Source organism: Vibrio paucivorans (assembly GCF_054053395.1).
In genome coordinates, this window is the sequence record NZ_CM133230.1 from 1,696,483 (window position 1) to 1,715,190 (window position 18,708).

At 42.6% G+C, this 18,708-nt stretch carries 12 protein-coding genes and 2 pseudogenes; 10 read left to right on the top strand and 4 right to left on the bottom strand.

Annotated elements, in window-relative coordinates; all coding sequences use genetic code 11:
* Positions 1-6 precede the first annotated feature (6 nt).
* The 4 genes from tssK to ACXABW_RS07880 are packed head-to-tail and all read left to right on the top strand — an operon-like array spanning position 7 to position 6,717.
* On the top strand, positions 7-1,338 hold the full coding sequence (gene tssK / locus ACXABW_RS07865) for a type VI secretion system baseplate subunit TssK (RefSeq protein WP_457522008.1): 1,332 nt from the start codon (positions 7-9) through the stop codon (positions 1,336-1,338).
* 5 nt (positions 1,339-1,343) lie between these two features.
* A complete protein-coding gene (icmH, locus tag ACXABW_RS07870) occupies positions 1,344-2,537 on the top strand; it encodes a type IVB secretion system protein IcmH/DotU (RefSeq protein WP_252027229.1) in 1,194 nt (397 codons plus the stop codon).
* A gap of 3 nt (positions 2,538-2,540) precedes the next feature.
* Complete coding sequence (gene tssM / locus ACXABW_RS07875; RefSeq protein WP_457522010.1) at positions 2,541-5,963, top strand: type VI secretion system membrane subunit TssM; 3,423 nt, start codon at positions 2,541-2,543, stop codon at positions 5,961-5,963.
* A 40-nt stretch (positions 5,964-6,003) separates the two neighbouring features.
* Positions 6,004-6,717 carry a protein kinase domain-containing protein gene (locus ACXABW_RS07880; protein WP_457522012.1) on the top strand — a complete coding sequence of 238 codons (714 nt, stop codon included), beginning with the start codon at positions 6,004-6,006 and terminating at the stop codon, positions 6,715-6,717.
* A gap of 29 nt (positions 6,718-6,746) precedes the next feature.
* Here ACXABW_RS07880 and ACXABW_RS07885 read toward each other — a convergent pair whose 3' ends face one another.
* Positions 6,747-7,373 (bottom strand): riboflavin synthase subunit alpha, encoded by a 627-nt coding sequence (locus ACXABW_RS07885; RefSeq protein WP_457522014.1) that lies wholly within the window; start codon positions 7,371-7,373, stop codon positions 6,747-6,749.
* Positions 7,374-7,531: 158 nt separating this feature from the next.
* On the opposite strand from ACXABW_RS07885, the gene ACXABW_RS07890 reads away from it, so the two are divergent.
* Entirely contained in the window at positions 7,532-8,902 is a 1,371-nt protein-coding gene (locus tag ACXABW_RS07890) for an MATE family efflux transporter (protein WP_457522015.1), read from the top strand.
* An 80-nt stretch (positions 8,903-8,982) separates the two neighbouring features.
* Here the strand turns inward: ACXABW_RS07890 and ACXABW_RS07895 are convergent, their stop codons facing one another.
* Positions 8,983-9,831 carry a DNA ligase gene (locus tag ACXABW_RS07895; protein WP_457522017.1) on the bottom strand — a complete coding sequence of 283 codons (849 nt, stop codon included), beginning with the start codon at positions 9,829-9,831 and terminating at the stop codon, positions 8,983-8,985.
* A 293-nt stretch (positions 9,832-10,124) separates the two neighbouring features.
* On the opposite strand from ACXABW_RS07895, the gene ACXABW_RS07900 reads away from it, so the two are divergent.
* From ACXABW_RS07900 to ACXABW_RS07920, 5 genes and pseudogenes are all read left to right on the top strand, one after another.
* Positions 10,125-10,445 carry an STAS domain-containing protein gene (locus tag ACXABW_RS07900; protein WP_457522019.1) on the top strand — a complete coding sequence of 107 codons (321 nt, stop codon included), beginning with the start codon at positions 10,125-10,127 and terminating at the stop codon, positions 10,443-10,445.
* A gap of 47 nt (positions 10,446-10,492) precedes the next feature.
* Positions 10,493-10,687: pseudogene (locus tag ACXABW_RS07905) on the top strand (OmpA family protein); the annotation flags it as partial.
* Positions 10,687-11,121 (top strand): annotated as a pseudogene (locus ACXABW_RS07910) (glycosyltransferase family 2 protein); the annotation flags it as partial. The pseudogenes ACXABW_RS07905 and ACXABW_RS07910, both read left to right, overlap by 1 nt.
* Before the next feature lie 10 nt (positions 11,122-11,131).
* Complete coding sequence (locus tag ACXABW_RS07915) at positions 11,132-11,773, top strand: sugar transferase (RefSeq protein WP_252027247.1); 642 nt, start codon at positions 11,132-11,134, stop codon at positions 11,771-11,773.
* A 127-nt stretch (positions 11,774-11,900) separates the two neighbouring features.
* On the top strand, positions 11,901-12,476 hold the full coding sequence (locus ACXABW_RS07920) for a nucleoside triphosphate pyrophosphohydrolase family protein (RefSeq protein WP_457522021.1): 576 nt from the start codon (positions 11,901-11,903) through the stop codon (positions 12,474-12,476).
* Between the two features lie 270 nt (positions 12,477-12,746).
* Here ACXABW_RS07920 and ACXABW_RS07925 read toward each other — a convergent pair whose 3' ends face one another.
* Positions 12,747-14,264: a hypothetical protein gene (locus tag ACXABW_RS07925; RefSeq protein WP_457522023.1), complete on the bottom strand. Its 1,518-nt coding sequence runs from the start codon at positions 14,262-14,264 to the stop codon at positions 12,747-12,749.
* 317 nt (positions 14,265-14,581) lie between these two features.
* Positions 14,582-18,619 (bottom strand): hypothetical protein, encoded by a 4,038-nt coding sequence (locus tag ACXABW_RS07930; protein WP_457522025.1) that lies wholly within the window; start codon positions 18,617-18,619, stop codon positions 14,582-14,584.
* Positions 18,620-18,708: the final 89 nt, after the last annotated feature.

The following is an 18,708-nucleotide window of genomic DNA, read 5'->3' on the forward strand; positions in this document are numbered from 1 at the left end:
TATCACGTGGACGCGTTTAAAAAAGTAGTATGGCAAGAAGGGATGTTCATCGCCCCACAGCATTTTCAACAACAAGACCGCTACGTTCAAAACTATATTCGTCAAAATGTAGAAACTCTCGCTGGATTCTCTCCGTTTTATGGCATCACAGATTTTACTATCAACCACGACTTACTAAAAATTGGTAAGTTGGCGCTGCCAAATTGTGCTGGTGTTTTTCCTGATGGTACTCACTTTGAAGTTAACAATGAAATCCTGTTAGAAATTCCTCAGGGTACGATTGAGACGGTGGTATATATTGCTTTACCGATTTCGCTACAGGGTAACAACGACTACAGCGAAAATGAGCAAGATCAAAGCCGCTATCTCACTCACCCTATTAATGTCTTTGACACATCAACGTCCGAGAACGCAAGCGTAGAAATAGATGTTGCGCGACTTAATATAACGCTGAAGCTTGAGTCAGACGACACTTCAGGCTTTACCCTTATTCCTGTATGTAAAATCCTCGAAAGTAATGAGTCTGGCGAGGTTGTATTAGACAGGGCATTTATTCCTGATTGTTTACACTATGGCGCCTCAGCATTTCTAACCGAGCGAGTAAAGGAAATACACGCCTTGGTCAGTAACCGCGCGCAAAACCTTCTGAAACGAATTCAAGCAGGCCAGGGGCAGAAGAGTGCTCAGTCCTTAATGCAAGACTATCTATGGCTGCAGACACTGAATACATGGATGCCTTGGTTCGATCTCACGATTGCAAATTCAAAGCTTCAAACTCATCAGTTATACAGCAAACTTAAGCAGTTTGAAGCGCAAGTAATGGCGTTAACCCCTGCTATTCCAGATACTTGCGAGCCACTTAAATACCATCGTTTATACGATAGTTTTAACCCACTCTTTTCTAGCTTGCGAAATATGCTCACACTCGTCCAGCAAGACTCAGTGATCGAGTTCAACTGGGATAGTTCGCTGTTTGAAAAACGCCGTCTATTAAGAACAATCATCAAAGATGCTGCGAGCGTTGCAAATAGGCGTTTCGTTCTCAGCGTTAAATCTTCCATCAGCACATCCGATTTAAATGAGCTGTTCCCTATTTCTGCGAAACTGAGTAGTAATACTCGCATCGTTGAGCTAGTGCGTAACTCTTTGTCTGGTATCGCTTTATCTCCTCTTCCTCTCGCCCCAAGCGAACTCAAACCAATGCAAGGAGTGGCCTACTTTGAAGTCGATACCTCTGATAAAACATGGAAAGATATGCTTGAACAGCGTGATGCTATAGCACTGCACGTAGATGCGCGTATTCCAGAGCTCGAAGTCATGCTTTATGCGTTGAGGTAGCCTAGATGGACTATGTAGATGAAGAAACGCTCGTTTGGGATAGAGACACAGGCCAAGTTCAAGATGAGACTGACGGCCTTTCTCAGGTTAAGCAATCTCACGTAAAAGCTTCCAGTGCTCAAGTCGAGTTTCTGAGACACTTTGATAAAGCAGAAAACCAACTGATCAATATCAGTAGCGAATTGTTGTCTACCACTTTAAAAATCTCAACACTACCTGAGCCCGAAGATTTATCAGTTCTCCGCGAGCAACTGATTCAGAGTATCAACGATATCAAAGCAAAAGGCGCAGAACTTACCTACCCCGTGGCGGTTATAGATAAGCTTTGCTTCTTGTACGCTGTCGTTATCGACGAGTTCATTATTTATACTGAATGGGGAGAAAAGCGCGGCTGGGAAAACAAAACCTTATTGAGCCAATTGTTTGGAATGCGTAACGGTGGTGAGTTGTTTTTCTCAGTAGCTGAAAAGGCGGTAAGGCAACCACATAAACTGATCGATTTGTTAGAGGTTATCTACATTTTCCTCAATATTGGATTTAAAGGCCAATATCGTGACTCTGGTAACGACCAATTAAAAGCCTTTGTTCACCAGCTCGAACAGGTTGTTAGCCAATACCGTCAAGGCAGTGGTATTCATTGTAATATCAAAACTAAAATGCCAAAGACACGTAAACCGACACGTCGTAAACGCTACCTAGTCACGACACTGTTTTTCGGCTGCCTGATTGCCACCAGCATAGGGTTAACCTATTTTTGGTACGATAAAACTCACCCTCAACGCGCCCGTGATTTCAACTACCTTCAAGACTTCAGTCAACGTTACGTTCTTTCAGGAGAAGTAAACGATATTGTTTTCATTAGCAATGATCAGGATCTCGACGTACTCCCGCAACGAGCAAGTAAGGTTGAGCTCGTTGATACTCCGGCGCCTCAGTCTCTTGCTACTAGCCAATCAAATTGGTTGGTTCAATTGGCAACGTTCTCTGCCAAGAGCAATGCAGAAAATTACCTAAGCAATCTTTCGGCGTCTAAGTACGAACCGGTTATTGATCAATACAAAGCCTACTACCGCGTGATTGTACGAACGAAAACAGCGCAGCAAGCAAGAGAAATTAAAAATTGGTTTAAGGAAAACAACCAAATTAACGCCATCATCGTTCGCAATGAAAAAGCGCTACCTAGTGAAGAGAGTAAGTAAACTATGTCGTCAAATAGTCAGTCTTCAAGTAAAGACAGCAAGCAGCAAAAGAAAAGCGGCAAACTAAAAGCAGTCTTAGTATCTCTACTCATTTTCGTATTGGTATATGCACTCACTTCGGGTGGGCTTTGGTTTACTTCTTTCCAAGATCAGCTTGCAGCATTGTTAATCATTGGCTTTGTCACCGCCCTGATCGGTGCTTTTGTTACCTATTGGTTAATGACTAAATCAAAGCGCAAATCGGAAACTAATTCTCAAGAGCGAATCCTAATCGCAAAGCGTAAAAAACTTTTAAGTCAGCATTTCGCACGCATGCTTAAACTTCAAAAGCGCAAGAAACGCCTTAACAGCCGCTACGACCAACCTATTTACCTGATGTTGAGCTCCGATCCCCAACAGGACAAAACGGTCATTACACAGATGGGTTACGAAGCCTACAAGCTCGACGACTTTGGCAATGACATTGAGTTTCCTATCCTCTTTTGGCTAAGTGAACACTCGATCCTAATATCAGTAAGTACTGGCGAAGATCAACATCCAGAATACCTTAAAACTCTTTGCCAATGTTTAATGAAGTGGCGTCCAAGACAGGCTGTCAACGGTGTATTACTCACTACTGAAGTGTCTCTATTACTCGATTCTAACGAAAGTATTTCGCAATATGCTGACGAAATGAAGTCGGTCATCACTACATTCAATCAGACCTTTGGGCTTTCACTACCTGTCTATAACGTGGTAACAAACTTGGGAAGCATCAGTGACTTCTGTCAGTTCTTCTCCGGTTTTGATGAGTCAAAACGTGACGATGTGTTCGGCGCAACTATCCCTTACCAGAAACATGGCGGGATCGATGCAAACTGGTTTAATGAACAATATGACCATTTGATTGGCCAGCTAATTGCAAATATGAGCAATGCTCTTTCCGGGCAACTAAACCAAGAATATCGAAACTCGATTGCTAGCGCGCCTTTTCAATTCGGACTTCTCAAACAAAATCTATGGCAATTGTTGCAGCGCCTGTATCGTGGAGAACAGCTGAGTGACGGTTTAATGTTTCGAGGGTTTTATTTCACCCACAACGGCCAAGACCATGAACAAAATGATCTGCTGGCAAGTACCATCAATTACTCTCTAGGCAATGAGTCATTCCAACAGCACGAACAGATTCCAGTACACCAGACCTTGTTTGCGCAGCACTTGATGTCCCATGTTGTCCTTAATGAACACGAGCTGGTTGGCGTCAATAAACGCAAAGAAAATTCCCTACTTTTTGCTCAAGTAGGCTATACCTTTGCGTGGGTCGGCCTTTTTGCTGCGACGCTCGCTGTACTTAAGCTCGACTTTGATTATCAGAGTCAACGTGAAGCACGAGCAGACGCAATGCTGGAGCGTTATAAAGAGGCCATCTCAGCTTCTCCTTATGACATTGAAAATATGGCTGGGAATATTCCTAATCTTTATTCCTTACATACAATCTACTCGCTATACCTTGAACCAGACCCTTGGTACACGCTGCCCTTTATGCCAAGTTCGAGTATTAAAACTGACGTAGAAGAAGCATATTTTACTGAACTCGAGCAAGTACTTGTTCCATCCATGGAGAACACGCTAGAGAAAGACCTGTTTGTTTACGTGAATTTGGAAGATCAGGCAAAAACCCTGTCTTTGCTAAACAACTATCGTCTGCTGTTCAACGAAAAGCGAACCAATATCGAAGAGCTAAAAAACTACTTCGTAAACTCTTTGAAAGATCAAGGTGAAGCAGACAGTGCGAATGTTGCTCAATTGACTATCCTGCTTGATGAAGTTTTCGCTAGAAACCTTGTACCGATCAAAGCAAATACTGACTTAGAAAGCTTAGCGAAAAAGGTCATCAATCAAACGGGCGTCGAGACGCTACTTTACGACCACATTCTAAATTCAGATTCATTTTCCAATCGTATCGACGTTAGAAGTGAGCTAGGTAGTAACTTTCAAACTCAATTCAGTTTCTCTCCAGAATACGTCGGATACCTTGTCCCACATATTTACACTCCAACCGGATTTAATGAGTTAGATCTCTCCGTTGATTCACCAATACTTAGAGAAGCACTCCAAGCCTATGAAGGTGTAGCAGGAGCCTCTCCGAGTGCAGCTGAGTTGCACCGCATCAGTAGAGATTTGAAACAACAGTATCAAAACGACTACATCAATTATTGGCGTGATTTCGTGCGCCACATTGAAGTAACGCCAGTTACCACACCAAGCGATCTCAATAGAGCGGTCAATACGCTATCTATCGCCTCTGATAACCCACTCAGCAACCTGTATACAACCGTAAGTAAGTACACTTCTGTTGAGATCATGGCTCCGCAACCTGCTGACGATGCGAACCCAGACGCGCCGAAAGAAGAACAACTTCAAGACGTTGATAAGAAAGAAGCCGCAAGACAAATCACGCTTAGCTTCCAGCACTATCACAAAATGATTAAACCCAATGAGCAGAATCAGAAGCCGATCGATATTTTGCTGGAATACTTCACCGCCAGTCAGAAATGGTTAACCAAGTTCTATGAATCAAACGAGCCAGAAAAACTGGCTTACCAAACCCTGTCGGCAACACTAAAAGCAGAAAACCCAATTTTGGTTCTCTCTCAACAATCTTCAGGGCACCAAGAGGTTATTCAACAACTCATAAAGAACATAACCAACCAAGCTAATGAAATGGTGCTCTCACTTGCTCATGAACACCTGAACAGCTCATGGAAATCGGAAGTTTATTCACCGTACCAGCAAACCCTTGCTTCTTTTTACCCATTTAACAGAAGCTCTAAAATTGATGCGAGTGTGGCGGATGTAAAAGCATTTTTTGCCAATGAGGGGACAATAGACACCTTCCACAATACGCGCCTGAAAGGTTTTGTTACTCAAGAAGACAACACGCCGTTTCTAGCAGGCCTTCTCGATAATAGTGGTTTGGCACTTGACCCTGAACTGTGGCAAATGATCGACAAAGCTAAAGACATTCGTCAGGCACTGTTTCTTTCCGATCCAAACAACGTGACGGTTCAGTTCAAACTGAAAGCAACCAGTATGAGCCCGAATCTAACAGAGTTTTCTATCTCTGCTGATAAGGCCATTTTTACCTATCGCCACGGCCCAACACTATGGAGTGAACAAGCATGGCTGGGTGACGCTCAGCTCGAAGAGAAGCTGAGTATTAACCTAAAAGCGCAAACAGCTTCAATAGCTAACGAAGACTATAGCGGTAATTGGAATTGGTTCCGTTTGATCGAACCACGAGTGAAGAGCGCCAACGCACAAAATACTCAAGTCGAGTTTGAGTACGGCGACAGTAGCGTAAGCTTATCGATTAAGACGGCAGGCCAAGCTAATCCATTTGTCCCTGGGTTCTTTTCCGGCTTTACGTTGCCAAATGATATCTAGCACCCCACCATTTAACGACGGGCCCACCGGAAAAACAGAAGTGAATAAAGAGCCGCCTTTTCAAACTATACGGGTACAGATTGAAAAGGCAGGCTACCAAATTATGGGGCAGTTCAAGCCTCATATTTGGTGCGCTAATCACAAAGCATATGGCAATGTCGTTATCAAACTGGCCTCAACACGATTGCAAAAGCTGCAACTAAAGCAAGAAGCCGAATTCTTAACCCGACATCAATCAAATCACTGGGTACCGATACTCGAATATGAACATTATTCGGGAGTAGATTGGGCCGTGTTACCACAAATAGATGGAATCAATTTAGGTTACTTCAGCCGAAAACATAAGCTTTCTAATAAATTAATCCGATCCATCGAACGGGGGCTGCTCTCATTGCATCAATACGGTTATATCCACGGCGATATCAACCCAAGCAATATCATGGTATCTGCTGAAGACAAAGCAATGCTGATTGATTTTGGCGGAGCAATGAAGCTAAACGCACCCTACCCTAAATACGTGGCTGGAAATCCTAAATACTCTCGCTTCACTCCCGTGATTGCGCACGATCAGTACCCTACAGTTGAGCGTGATTGGTTTTCACTCGCTGTCACGTTAGCAAGCTGCACAGATTCTCACCCATTTGATGGCAACGAAATAGACACTGCCATTAAAAAAGGAATGCAGCCTCAAATGACTAACATTCCTTCAAGATATCAAATGATCTTGTTAAGTGGCATCAAAGCTCGAACTTAACCTAAGGCGAAACTAAAGAAGCTTAGTCTCTATCTGTTGCTTTCTATTATCTGTTTAGCGGCTAAGACTCGCTCAACGGTATCAACAATTGCTTGGGTTTGAGGATCAAACTCCACATTGATGTGATCGCCTACTTTTCGGTGGCCAAACAACGTGCGCTCCAAGGTTTCTGGAATCAAGTGGACGCTGAATCGGTTTTGTTCCACTTCCCCAATCGTTAGCGAACAACCATCTAAGCCAATGTAACCTTTGGCTAACACGTATTTCATCGCATCCATAGGTAAAGTAAACCAAATGGTGCGGTTGTTCGGCGTATCAATGACATCACTCACTTGCGCCTGAAGCGAAATATGACCAGACATACTGTGTCCGCCGATTTCGTCACCAAATTTGGCAGCACGTTCAATATTTACCGCGCCCCCTTCCTTTAGCTCACCTAAATTGGTAAGTTTGAGTGTCGCTTGCATCAAATCAAACGAAATAAGCTCACCATCTATCTTTGTTACTGTTAAGCAACAACCATTATGCGCGACCGATGCACCAATGGTTAAGCCCTCACTCATGCTGCTTTCCAGCCTTACTGTATGAGTTTGAAAATCTTGCTTTTTGTCGATGGCAACAACCGTAGCCATTCCTTGAACAATTCCAGTAAACATTTGAATAATCCGTGAGTTTTTGATGGTGCTTAGTGTGACATTTCTTTATTATGCCGAGCAACACCAAATAGCATTTTCTCACTTGGTGTCTCTTTTTACTCACTACCCTCGTGTCAACATCGATTGATTTCTTCCTGGGTCATTTATAGGAGAAACGTGTGCATCGTTATAAACAAGAAGCATCAAATCTAATTAAACTCGCCACGCCAGTACTCATTGCTTCGATCGCACAAACAGGGATGAGTTTTGTTGATACCGTAATGGCAGGTGGAGTTAGCGCAACCGATATGGCAGCTGTGTCAATCGCGGCTAGCATTTGGCTTCCTTCCATTTTATTTGGTGTAGGTCTTTTGATGGCGTTGGTTCCAGTTGTCGCTCAGCTAAATGGCTCTGGCCGCCAAGTCAAAATACCATTCGAAATTCACCAAGGTATTACGCTTGCCTTGTTGATCTCGTTCCCAATTGTCGGCGTCCTAATGCAAACCCAAAATATTATGGGGTTAATGGATGTTGAGCCATTAATGGCTGAAAAAACCAATGGTTACATGGATGCCGTTATGTATGCTGTACCGGCATTCTTACTGTTCCAAACCCTACGTTCTTTAACTGATGGCCTGTCGATGACTAAACCAGCAATGGTGATTGGTTTTATTGGTTTGCTTATCAACATCCCACTAAACTGGATTTTTGTATACGGCAAGTTCGGCGCACCTGCACTAGGTGGTGTTGGCTGTGGTGTTGCTACTGCTATCGTTTACTGGGTGATGTTTTTCCTAATGCTGGGCTACGTTCTGACTTCAAAACGAATTGCCCACATTAACGTGTTCAGTCAGTTCCACCGTCCACAATTCAAGGCCGTTAAACGCCTATTTAAGCTAGGCTTCCCTGTAGCAGCATCAATCTTTTTTGAAGTAACCCTATTTGCAGTTGTTGCCTTGCTGGTCGCCCCACTCGGCCCACTGATTGTTGCCGCCCACCAAGTCGCGATCAACTTCTCTTCACTCGTATTCATGTTACCGATGAGTATCGGTGCCGCAGTTAGTATTCGTGTTGGCCACAAACTAGGAGAAGAAAGCATTGAGGGTGCTAAGATTGCGTCTCATGTGGGGATCATGGTTGGTCTTGGAGCCGCGATGTTTACCGCTGTACTGACTTTGATCTTCAGCGAACAAATCGCACGCCTGTATACCGACAATGGCGCTGTAATCGCATTGGCGGTACAACTACTCGTATTCGCAGCGGTTTACCAATGCACGGATGCCATTCAAGTTGTAGCAGCAGGTGCACTGCGTGGTTATAAAGACATGACCGCGATCTTTAATCGAACCTTTATCGCCTACTGGATTCTGGGCCTACCAACAGGTTATATCTTGGGTATGACGGATTGGGTGGTTGAACCAATGGGTGCACATGGTTTTTGGATCGGCTTCATCGTCGGCTTGTCTTCTGCAGCACTAATGCTAGGTATCAGGCTGCGCTGGATGCACAAACAAGACGACAGCACCCAACTCGAATTTGCTGCTAAATAGAATCAAAACTCAAACCCAAATAACGATAAAGGCCAGTAACTCATGAGTTACTGGCCTTTATCATTGCATTCAAACGGGCATTAGTACGTCACGCGCTCTCTAACATACCGAGCAAATTTGGGGACACCGTTTTGGGTTAGCCCGTTATAACGAAAAGTGATCACACTGCCTATCTTAGGTGGGTTTTGCCTTTCTAGCTCAGAAAAACCACTCCCAATATAGAACTCCAATCCTGAGTCCAGCCGAACTAATAGTGATCCCATCATACCCGCAAACTTACCGTTTCCTACTTTATACCCCACCACGGTTGCTTCCGTATCTTGGTGTTTCTTAAGCTTCAGCATATCGGTACTTCGCCCTGCTTGATAACGGCATGAAATCTTCCGCAGCATAAGGCCTTCACCTTGTTTGTCGGTAATATTGTCTAGGTGATGAAATAGCTCCTTCTCCGATAGTATCGGGGTGTGTTCAATGTATTTGATATGAGCTTCATCCACTTGCTCTACCCAATACACAATGTTGTAGTAGCGCTTCTGATAGTCTCCAGCAGCTTCTGGCATATCAAAGATCATAAAATCAATCTGCTTCCAGAGTGTATTATTTGGGTACTTATCTAATACCGTTTGCTGAACCACATGGAACTTTCCACGCCCTGCCCAAAGCTCACCTTCAAGAGGATAATTTGGGAGAGACTCTGTAAACCACAAGGGCGCGAAAATCCGATGACCGTTGCGAGTGACCAGTTGGCTTCCGGTCCATATCGCACGGATTCCATCTAGCTTTTCGCTTTTCCAATAATCTAATACGTTGATGCCCGCCTGATAACTCTTAGCATTCCTGACTGCGAGATCATAACCGAGCTCTGCTTCCGAATGACTAGGCAGAGCAATAAGAAGTGCAATGGATAATGTCGACAGTCGTAACCGCATAACAACCCTAGTGGTAATCAAATACCTGATTATTTTGCTTGGTTATTGGCCAAACTCAACCTGATTCCAACCCGATTGCGACTCACCTCTGATGGTTGCACCACTAACATACGCTTGTGTTTCAAGGGTAAACATATCTTTCTCAACATTGAAATTTTCATTCTCAATTTGAGAATATCGATATTTCAATTTGAGAAACCTCCCCACAAGAACTCTATCTCATTGAATTAAAGCGAAATAATTAATGGCACAGAACCTGCTCCTAACCTAGAAACAACATAGGAGATACCATCATGGAAATGCGAAAAATTGAAGCAAGCGACACAATCCTAACTCTTGTCATCAGCGGTAATTTAGATGCCGATGGAAGTCGAGATGCTCAGCCTCATATCGACGACGTGATCGCGAGAGATCAACACAATGAAATCGAACTAGATTTCCGCGAAGTCGACTTTTTGGATTCATCTGGTGTTGGTGCGCTTGTCTACCTATACAAACGTTTAGTCGAGCGTGAACGTAATATGCGTATCGAAAACGTGCGAGGCCAACCATTAGAAATCATTAATCTATTGCGTATCGGCCAAGCAATCCCTGTTAACTCAAAAACGCACTGATCACACAGTGCAAGAATAACTATAAATCACTAACAGGGGACGTTGGCATGAACTCATTTATCACACACATAGCCCTAACTGTATCCGTAGCCACTTGTATTGGTTGTACTAGCCATGCAGAGCACGGTACGGGGGGATTAGCTGAACAGTACACAGCGGCAGACTTCTCACCTGTAATGCCTGATGAACCGCTAGGTCCTGAACACGGTTTACGTTTTGATTGGCAGCTTGCCAAACTACATACGAAAGTCGAATGATGGCCATCGAACTTGAAGCAACCAATGAAAGCAGCGACTTCAAGCGACGCCTTCGAATATCTGCAGGGAACATGCAGCAAGCGATACGGTTAGCCAGTTTGTTTAGTCCCAAATACAAGGGTGTGGCGTTCGCATTCATTTCAGGTAAAGGGCTTCGTCTAATGATGCCTTACTTAATGATTATCTGCTTAGTTGGCTCAATCGTACTGATGGATAATCCGCTATTTTTCGCAGCCCTAGTCGCTCAAATCGTGATTTATGCGTTGGCAATGCTAGGCTTTTTATTTCCTCACATTTTCAATTACAAGATTTGTCGACTTATCACCTACCTAGTCGCTGGACACTACGCCAATTTCATTGGCGGGTTACGCTACTTATTGGGTCTTGAATCTGGTCGCTGGACGCGAGTAAATCGTTAAGGAGAATGCTATGACTACTAACAAATCAACCCGTGCTTCAATCTGGTGTGGTAAACGCTTATTTGATTTAACAGCAGCCTGCTTTGGTTTACTGATTCTATCTCCAATCATGCCGCTGGTCGCGTTAGCCATCAAAGTAAACTCACGTGGCCCAATCTTCTACAAACAGTTGCGAGTGGGCAAATCAACACCGGAAAAAATGATGTTCTTCGAAATCATTAAGTTTCGCACCATGTATCAAGATGCCGAAGCCCGTTCGGGCGCCGTGTGGGCAACAGAAGATGATCCTCGAATCACTCCAGTAGGACGCTTCTTACGTAAAACTCGATTGGATGAAATCCCTCAACTGTTTAACGTTGTGAAAGGTGAAATGTCGCTAATAGGCCCTCGCCCAGAGCGCCCAAGCTTTTACAATAAGCTCGAAAATGCCATCCCTTTCTTCGCTGACAGAACGTATGGTGTGATGCCGGGCATTACTGGCTTAGCACAGGTTAACCAAGGATATGACACCTGTATCGATGATGTACGCCGTAAAGTGGGCTTTGACCACAGTTATGCCCTTTCACTTTCTTCCGTACGATCTTGGATCGCAATGGACCTCAGCATCATGACCAAAACCATCGTGGTTATGGTCGATGGTCGAGGCCGTTAACCGCAGCACAAATTATCGGCATACTGCCGTAAAACACAGGTATGCCGATAGCGACTCTTCCTTTGCTTTGTTACTATTGCGTCATCGTGCGAATTATCGCTAAAAACAGAATTGACGGACTAAGCAAATGCACTTATCCAAGCTAACTCAAGAAATCTTCGATCACCTTTACCGTGATATCACTGAATTCCGTAGCACTTTCGACCTGCCAGTAGCAGACGTAGCCAGCCTTGATGCAAAAGCCGATACTCTGCACACTTCTCTAGCCATTGAAGAGCTGACAGAGCTTGCAGAGGCAGACAACAAAACCGAGCAAGCAGATGCTATCGTCGACAGCGTATATGTTTTGATGGGTCGCTTAGTTCACTTAGGTGACGCGAAAGTTGAAGACAATCTAGCAATCAGCTACCTCATCGACTTGCTACTTAACGTGTCTGTAAACCGTGGTATCGACTTCATCCCTTGCTGGGACGAAGTTCACTCAAGCAACATGAGCAAAGTGTGCCGTAACGAAAACGAATACGCAGACACAGAAGCGCACTACGCCAAACAAGGCATTAAGCTGATGGCTGTACAAAAAGGTGACTACATTATCGCTAAATGTGCAGAAGACTTTGTATCTGAAGGCAAAACGATTCGTCAGGGTAAAGTTCTTAAGTCGGTTTACTACCGCCCTGCAGACCTCGCACCACTGACTAAATAAGTAACCGCGGTCGATATAGATTGAGCGTACATACTGTATTGGTGTGTACGCTTTTTTATTGCTGAGGACTTGGCAAGCGCACAGCCCACTATTCGCTCTGCATATACCGTTTTTCTCGACCATCAGTGTCACATATAAGCCTTGGTAGCTCGTTGTTGGACAATTGTGAGTCAGGGATTTTGCTAATTTAGCAATCCATACATTACTTCTTGTATGGGTAAGTCACTTGACTAAACTTCCAGTCAATCAGTAGCAAAAGGTTTCACTGTTCTATTCAATCTTCGCTAATGCTTGTTCTTCCAATTGTTTGAGTACCTCACTAGACGGCATTCCATTGCTAAAAACTAAAGGTTGGAGGACGTCAGATTTTATAATTTGATAATTATTATCTTCAATTTTAGTTCCGTGAAATAATGTAATGACGCCTATGGCTAACTTGCCAATATCAGCACCTATGGTATACGGGGTTTTTATCTCCTCTGGGTACTCTTGTCTTTCATCATCGAACCTTACTCGAAACCCATCAACTTTATTTTCGATTACACAAGCTAATGCATTTAATCTATCTCTCTGTGCAAACATTTCATCTGGTGTAGTTAGAGTCGCACCGTCAATGCTAAAGCTATCTTTAAGCACATATAGGTCATCAGCAACCGACCTAGCATCTTTAAAGTCATGATCCATTCCAATCTGGAAGTTCAAAGTTCGTCGCTCTTTAAACAACTCGACTTCACATATCAGTTGTTTTCCAATGTTGTTTTCGTGAAATAGTCGAAATGCTTTAATCACGTCGTCTAATGGAACCTCTTTCTCTAACGTGAAATGAAGCTTCGCATCAAACTTGCTGTTATCATCTAAATCGCCAAGTTCGAAGCTAAAAAGACTCGTCCGAAAGAAAAGTTTATTTTTGCCGACACTATAAATGTTTGCAGAAGCAATAAACTCGCCTTCAAAATTAATCGAAGGAGCAAATTCAGTTTCTCTGAATCTTAATTGGCATGTATCTAGTACGTTAGGCTGTAGAGTGAGTTTAGCTTCACTAGAACGCTCTAATTCAATAGAGCCATTTTTCAGATTAAATCTGTTGTCAAAGATTACGGAATTTCCAACTTCAAGAGGTTCTGTGCTTAATCCTATCGACTGCGCGATGATGTGTTTATCAATCTCCTCTGGTGAGATTTCAAACTGCACTCTATAGCTACCCTTGCCATAACCAACAGTTTCAATTACATGCCTTTTTGCTTTTTGGTACTTCGTAATATCGCCATCGGAAACGTACTTTACGACAGCATCCCTGAACGCCTCTCCAGATGAAACAAGGAGTTTATGTTTCTTGCTATAGCTAATCGAAATCATTAGTTCGTAAAGTTCCTTTGGAGCTTTTTGAGTATCATTATTCCGTATAGCTTTTAATGTTCTTTCAATAATCCTTTTGTCGACATGGACTAGAAACGCACTCTCAACTACTGGTTCTGAGTCGTTAGTAAATTCGAGAAACAACAAGAACGACGGATAACTATAATCGATAAGTCTCTTTAGTACGCTGGCTTTTACAGACCATTTACGATCTCGTCTCTGCGTAGATTTTACCTGAACACGGCATTGAATTGGACTTAGCTGTTTGTCTCTAGGTAAATGAGTTTTGATGTATGGAAACTCAATCTGATGATCCCAACCTGTACGATCTTCTTCTAGTGAACGATTGCTAGTCAGATGCATAGCAGAGCACCAAGTTGAAAAAGTTTGCTCACCAAGCGTGCCTATTTTTAAATCAGTTTCGAACTCCACAACTAACTCTCTTAATTAAGTAGCATATCGAGTATTTTAACACTTTAGATATTCATCAAATAGCACATTGCTTCGAGATTTGTAATGTCTCGTCAAATGATAAGGTTACGGCGTGCTTTTCCATTAGTTTGAATATGTAGAAAATATCTGAATAACAACCACTTCTTAATCGGGAATAGCCGTGTTAGTGATAAACACGAAGACATGTCGATGGACAGAAACGTGATAGATTAATTGCTCAATAACTAGTTATATGGATTAGAAAAAGTATTAATAAACTAAAGAGCCAGAGGCAAAACCTACAAGCTACATCAGTTTTACTTAGGTTTAGAAACATCCAGAACAAAGACATCAATTAGCCCTTTTAGTTCTGCGGGCAATTGTTCTTCAATACTGCTTTTTAGTTCCTGAGCACTACTTATCTCATGCCTTTTTCGCCGTGCAACCTCCTCATCTACACCAAACCAAATAACAAGGTAAATACCTTGATGTTCAGCATCAGGGTGGATTGAGTAACGTTCGAATAGCTGAGCAGAGGCAGCCGAATATAACTCACTATGCCATTGTCCCTTTGCCTCTATAACGAGTAACCGCCTTTTACCGTCAATCATCTTAGTTGCAGTTATATCAATCCTATTTTGATTCTTGGTCTGATGTTCGGACGTAACTACGATACTTTGAGGGTGGAGTACCAAGTTCAGTCGTTCGGCAATGATCTTAACTTCATTTAAATGTATATCACATCCATTTTTATCTTTCGTATAAAAACGACTTGCCGTATTGAACTCGCCTCCGTCAATATCCTTTTGATAGTTTATCAACTCTTGAATAACTAGTTGGCGTAATCCCTCAACCGTAACCACAGCGTTATTGTCCAATAAATCCACAATTTTCTCTGGAGTAGGTGGTTCGAAATCTCTCAGTGACTTTTTCCGAAGCTGCTCAGCTTTTATGCTTTTCAACTCTCTCTGAATATCACTAAAAATGTGATCTCGAATAAGGCGATTAAGGACTGGAATTGCTTCATCAGGAAAATCGCTGCCTATTGACCAAATAATGTCAGTAAGAAAACGATATGCAGTTTCTCCTTTTGGACTTCCAGTTCCCCAACTGCTAGGGAGGTGAACCTTCGGCCATTGATGAAAGAAGGCTACTAAAATTAATTCTATCTTAGTGGATGTCAGATTTGGCCAGTAAGAAGAACTACCTCGATTCATTCTACTTGAGTGCCCCTCAAACAAAAGTAGTGAGTCTCTATCACTTTTTAGCCAATCAAAATATGGTTTCGCAACTTCTACGTCCAGAAAATAGAAAGCTCTAACGAACCAAAACTTACGTCTTTGTTCGATGTTTTCATCATCTGTCTGTTCAGGAAATTTAGATAAATAATCAGAACAGCGGGTCCGAATGATGTCATTAAGTATATTTCTGTCTCCAAACTGCGTTGCGAGATCGAACAGCGTATCAAGTGCGGAAAAACCTAACTCATCGAAACGTTCAAGCCATTCAATTGACAGCTTTGCCCGCAATGGAGTGAATATCTCATCATACTTCAACATATCTACTCTCGGATGAGAGCATTGAAAATTTGCCAACTGAGGTTCGACATAGGAACGAAGAAACTGTTCAATGGATTCATTATTAGGGAATAGTAAGCGATTAACTTCTGCTCTTAGAACGTCGTACTCGGTTTCATTAACAGCATCATAATGAACATTTAAGTTGGTCTTTAGGGCAAGGAGCAATTCTGGCTTAACGCTGTTTAGACTTCCATGTTTTCGCATTATTTCAACGCAAGAAGCAAAAAGTATCGTTTCAACATATAACCCTTTGGCGGAGCACTGCAACTCGGCCAGTTTACTCAAGTCAGGGACTTCTGGTTCTATGAATTCGTGGCAATTCCTGAGAGCGCTTTTCACTATTTCTTCATCGCCAAATTTCAGAACAATATCTTTTGGTTCTGTAAGTATGGTCTGCGCAAAATGAACTAAAAAACTCCAATGACGGCCACTTTCAATAAGTTCTCTATTTTCTTGGATATATTGAGTATTTTCGGCATGGATATCATTTTGTCTCTTATTATGTCGACGAGACATTCGATTACTTTTAGCTCCCCATCGCATATACTCTTCTTTCGCAAATAGCGAATCAGCTCTATTACATTTAGCCCACTCTCGCATAAACCTCGGCTTCTCCAATGCTTGAACTCGCATGTGTTGTCGAAACTTATCTGGACCTCTTTCTTCAGTAGGACGGTGCCTATTGTGTCTTGCAATAAAGCTTACCCATAGCTCAGGGTTATCTGTATCAAATGCTAGATCAACTATATACTTGCAGTCATCAAGGCATAAGCGGAGGCCTGAGTGCGATTGAAGATCGAACTTATGTATCTTGGTATCAAATATTGTTTCACGATCATTGAGCCCAGTAAAAACATGAGAGAGAATCCCTTGTCGCAACTCTCTGTTTTCATGTAGAACTTGTACTGAAGTACTATCTTGGGGCCCTATACTTCTATGAAAGTTTAAGTTCTCAACCCACCTCCAAACACGCAGTGGTTCATATGGTGGTAGCGCTATATCAAAATAACGGTCGAGCATATATCCGACAATCTTACTTATCCCGTTTCGACAATCACATTCATAGGATTTTAAACCACAGGTACAGGTAAGGCCTCGAGTTAGTATATCTAACAGCTGCTCAACGTTTGCTTTATTTAATCTGAAGATTATAGACTTTATAAAATAACGAGATCCGATCACTCGTTCAAATCGACGCTTATTGCTTGGATATAAATTTGCACAAGCCAAAAAGTACGTTTCAAGAAACGCTAACTCAAACATATTTAAATCAAGGAGCTCCATTCCTTTAGCGACCACCTCAAGTGATGCTGGACTGGCTTCAGATAAAAGCTTCGTTAAGTCTGATTCATACGCATAGGTGGTACAAGCCAAAAGACATTTAATTGCATAAATGCGATTATACTTGTCTTCTTGAGAATCCAAGAGGATCTGACGCAACTCATCTATCAATAAGTGAGCGATTGGAGATTCAATCAATAGTTCAAGAATTAAATTACGTAGTTGCCCATCGCCTTGGCTGTTAAGCAGTGCTTTGATATCTACGATAATATCTTCTGTGAAAAAGCCTGCAACACTAAACCTACGCCAAAAATCGCTTCTCCTAAAATATGGATCCGTTTCCTCGATTTCCTTCAGTTTAGTCAAAAGTAATTGCTTTGATGATGGGGCTAGCTGAGAGGGGTCTCCGTTTGCAAGGACTGCGTAAGGGTCGAGTTCAATTGCAGCATGTTGGACAGCCTTATTCCCCAAAGCAGCCATCCAGCCCAGTAGCCCACGAAGTTCATCTCTTACGGTAGAATTGGGTGCAATAATTGGTAGGCATTGGTGTAGTGTTAGAGCATCTGCTGGGTCTACTATTCGCTTTGTAAGGTGGGCGGCTGCACAATACTCAGCTACGATTTTGTGGACTGGACGGTGTTGGTCAGTACTATCCCCTGGCTTGAAAAGCCGAGTAGCGAGGACATTGAAAACTGATGGGTCATTACCAGCAAGTGATGTAAGCAAAGGATATATGCGGTTTTCTTCGATTTCGCTGACGCTTACTCCTTCTGCTCCAGACAATAGCAGTTTGGCAAATACCTCTGACGAAATATCGACTTTTTGACTTGCGGAAAGTGATAGGCTGGTTCTTGAGGACGTCTGACTTACTTCTCTAGCTAAACGTTCCACTGCAAGTTTGAAGATAGATTGCTTATCTGCAAAGTTTCTTCCGCTTTCAATATAAGCGTCAGCAAACATTTTCAGGAACTGAGGATTCGGCAGAAGGGCTTCCAGATCAAATCTACATACTTCTGAATAGAATCTAGTGAAGTCTTCTCCTAGTGCATGGTGCTCAAAGATCGCACGTTGCTCAGAATCACCGAACTCGCAAAGCCTAACCACCAATGGTTCAATTCCCAAAAAATTCTTAACTGCATTTGTGGCAGATATATCCCACTCACTAGATCTGCTAGAAATAACGACATGGGTGGGCTTCGCTATCGTTATCTTTGCCAGGAGTTTATGAATGCCACTTTGATCAATTTTGGCCAGTTCATCAAAAGCATCAATAACAAGTGGTGTATTCTCGTGTCTAGCGCCTAATTGTACGAACATGTTTGCAGTAACTGAAGATGTACCCAACTGTTGAGCCAAACTTCCAAGAAGTTCGGTTTTACCACCTCCAGGTTCGGCTAACACGACAACGTAATTTGAAATAGCTAAGAGCTCTACTTCTGAGAAAGTCTTGTTTTCATTTGAGAGTCTACGCTGTAAATATAGCTTCGAACACATAGGCAGCAGTCATTTTCCTGAGGTAAAGGGTGTAGAATTACTCGAAAAATCTAACAGAGTTTTTAGGTAATGTCTTTAAGAAATATGCA

Excerpts from the sequence above, each read along its gene's own strand:
- ACXABW_RS07895 (WP_457522017.1), bottom strand. The coding sequence starts at position 9,831 with ATGCGGTTACGACTGTCGACATTATCCATTGCACTTCTTATTGCTCTG.
- icmH (WP_252027229.1), top strand. The coding sequence starts at position 1,344 with ATGGACTATGTAGATGAAGAAACGCTCGTTTGGGATAGAGACACAGGC.
- ACXABW_RS07900 (WP_457522019.1), top strand. The coding sequence starts at position 10,125 with ATGGAAATGCGAAAAATTGAAGCAAGCGACACAATCCTAACTCTTGTC.
- tssM (WP_457522010.1), top strand. The coding sequence starts at position 2,541 with ATGTCGTCAAATAGTCAGTCTTCAAGTAAAGACAGCAAGCAGCAAAAG.
- ACXABW_RS07885 (WP_457522014.1), bottom strand. The coding sequence starts at position 7,373 with ATGTTTACTGGAATTGTTCAAGGAATGGCTACGGTTGTTGCCATCGAC.
- ACXABW_RS07920 (WP_457522021.1), top strand. The coding sequence starts at position 11,901 with ATGCACTTATCCAAGCTAACTCAAGAAATCTTCGATCACCTTTACCGT.
- ACXABW_RS07930 (WP_457522025.1), bottom strand. The coding sequence starts at position 18,619 with ATGTGTTCGAAGCTATATTTACAGCGTAGACTCTCAAATGAAAACAAG.
- ACXABW_RS07915 (WP_252027247.1), top strand. The coding sequence starts at position 11,132 with ATGACTACTAACAAATCAACCCGTGCTTCAATCTGGTGTGGTAAACGC.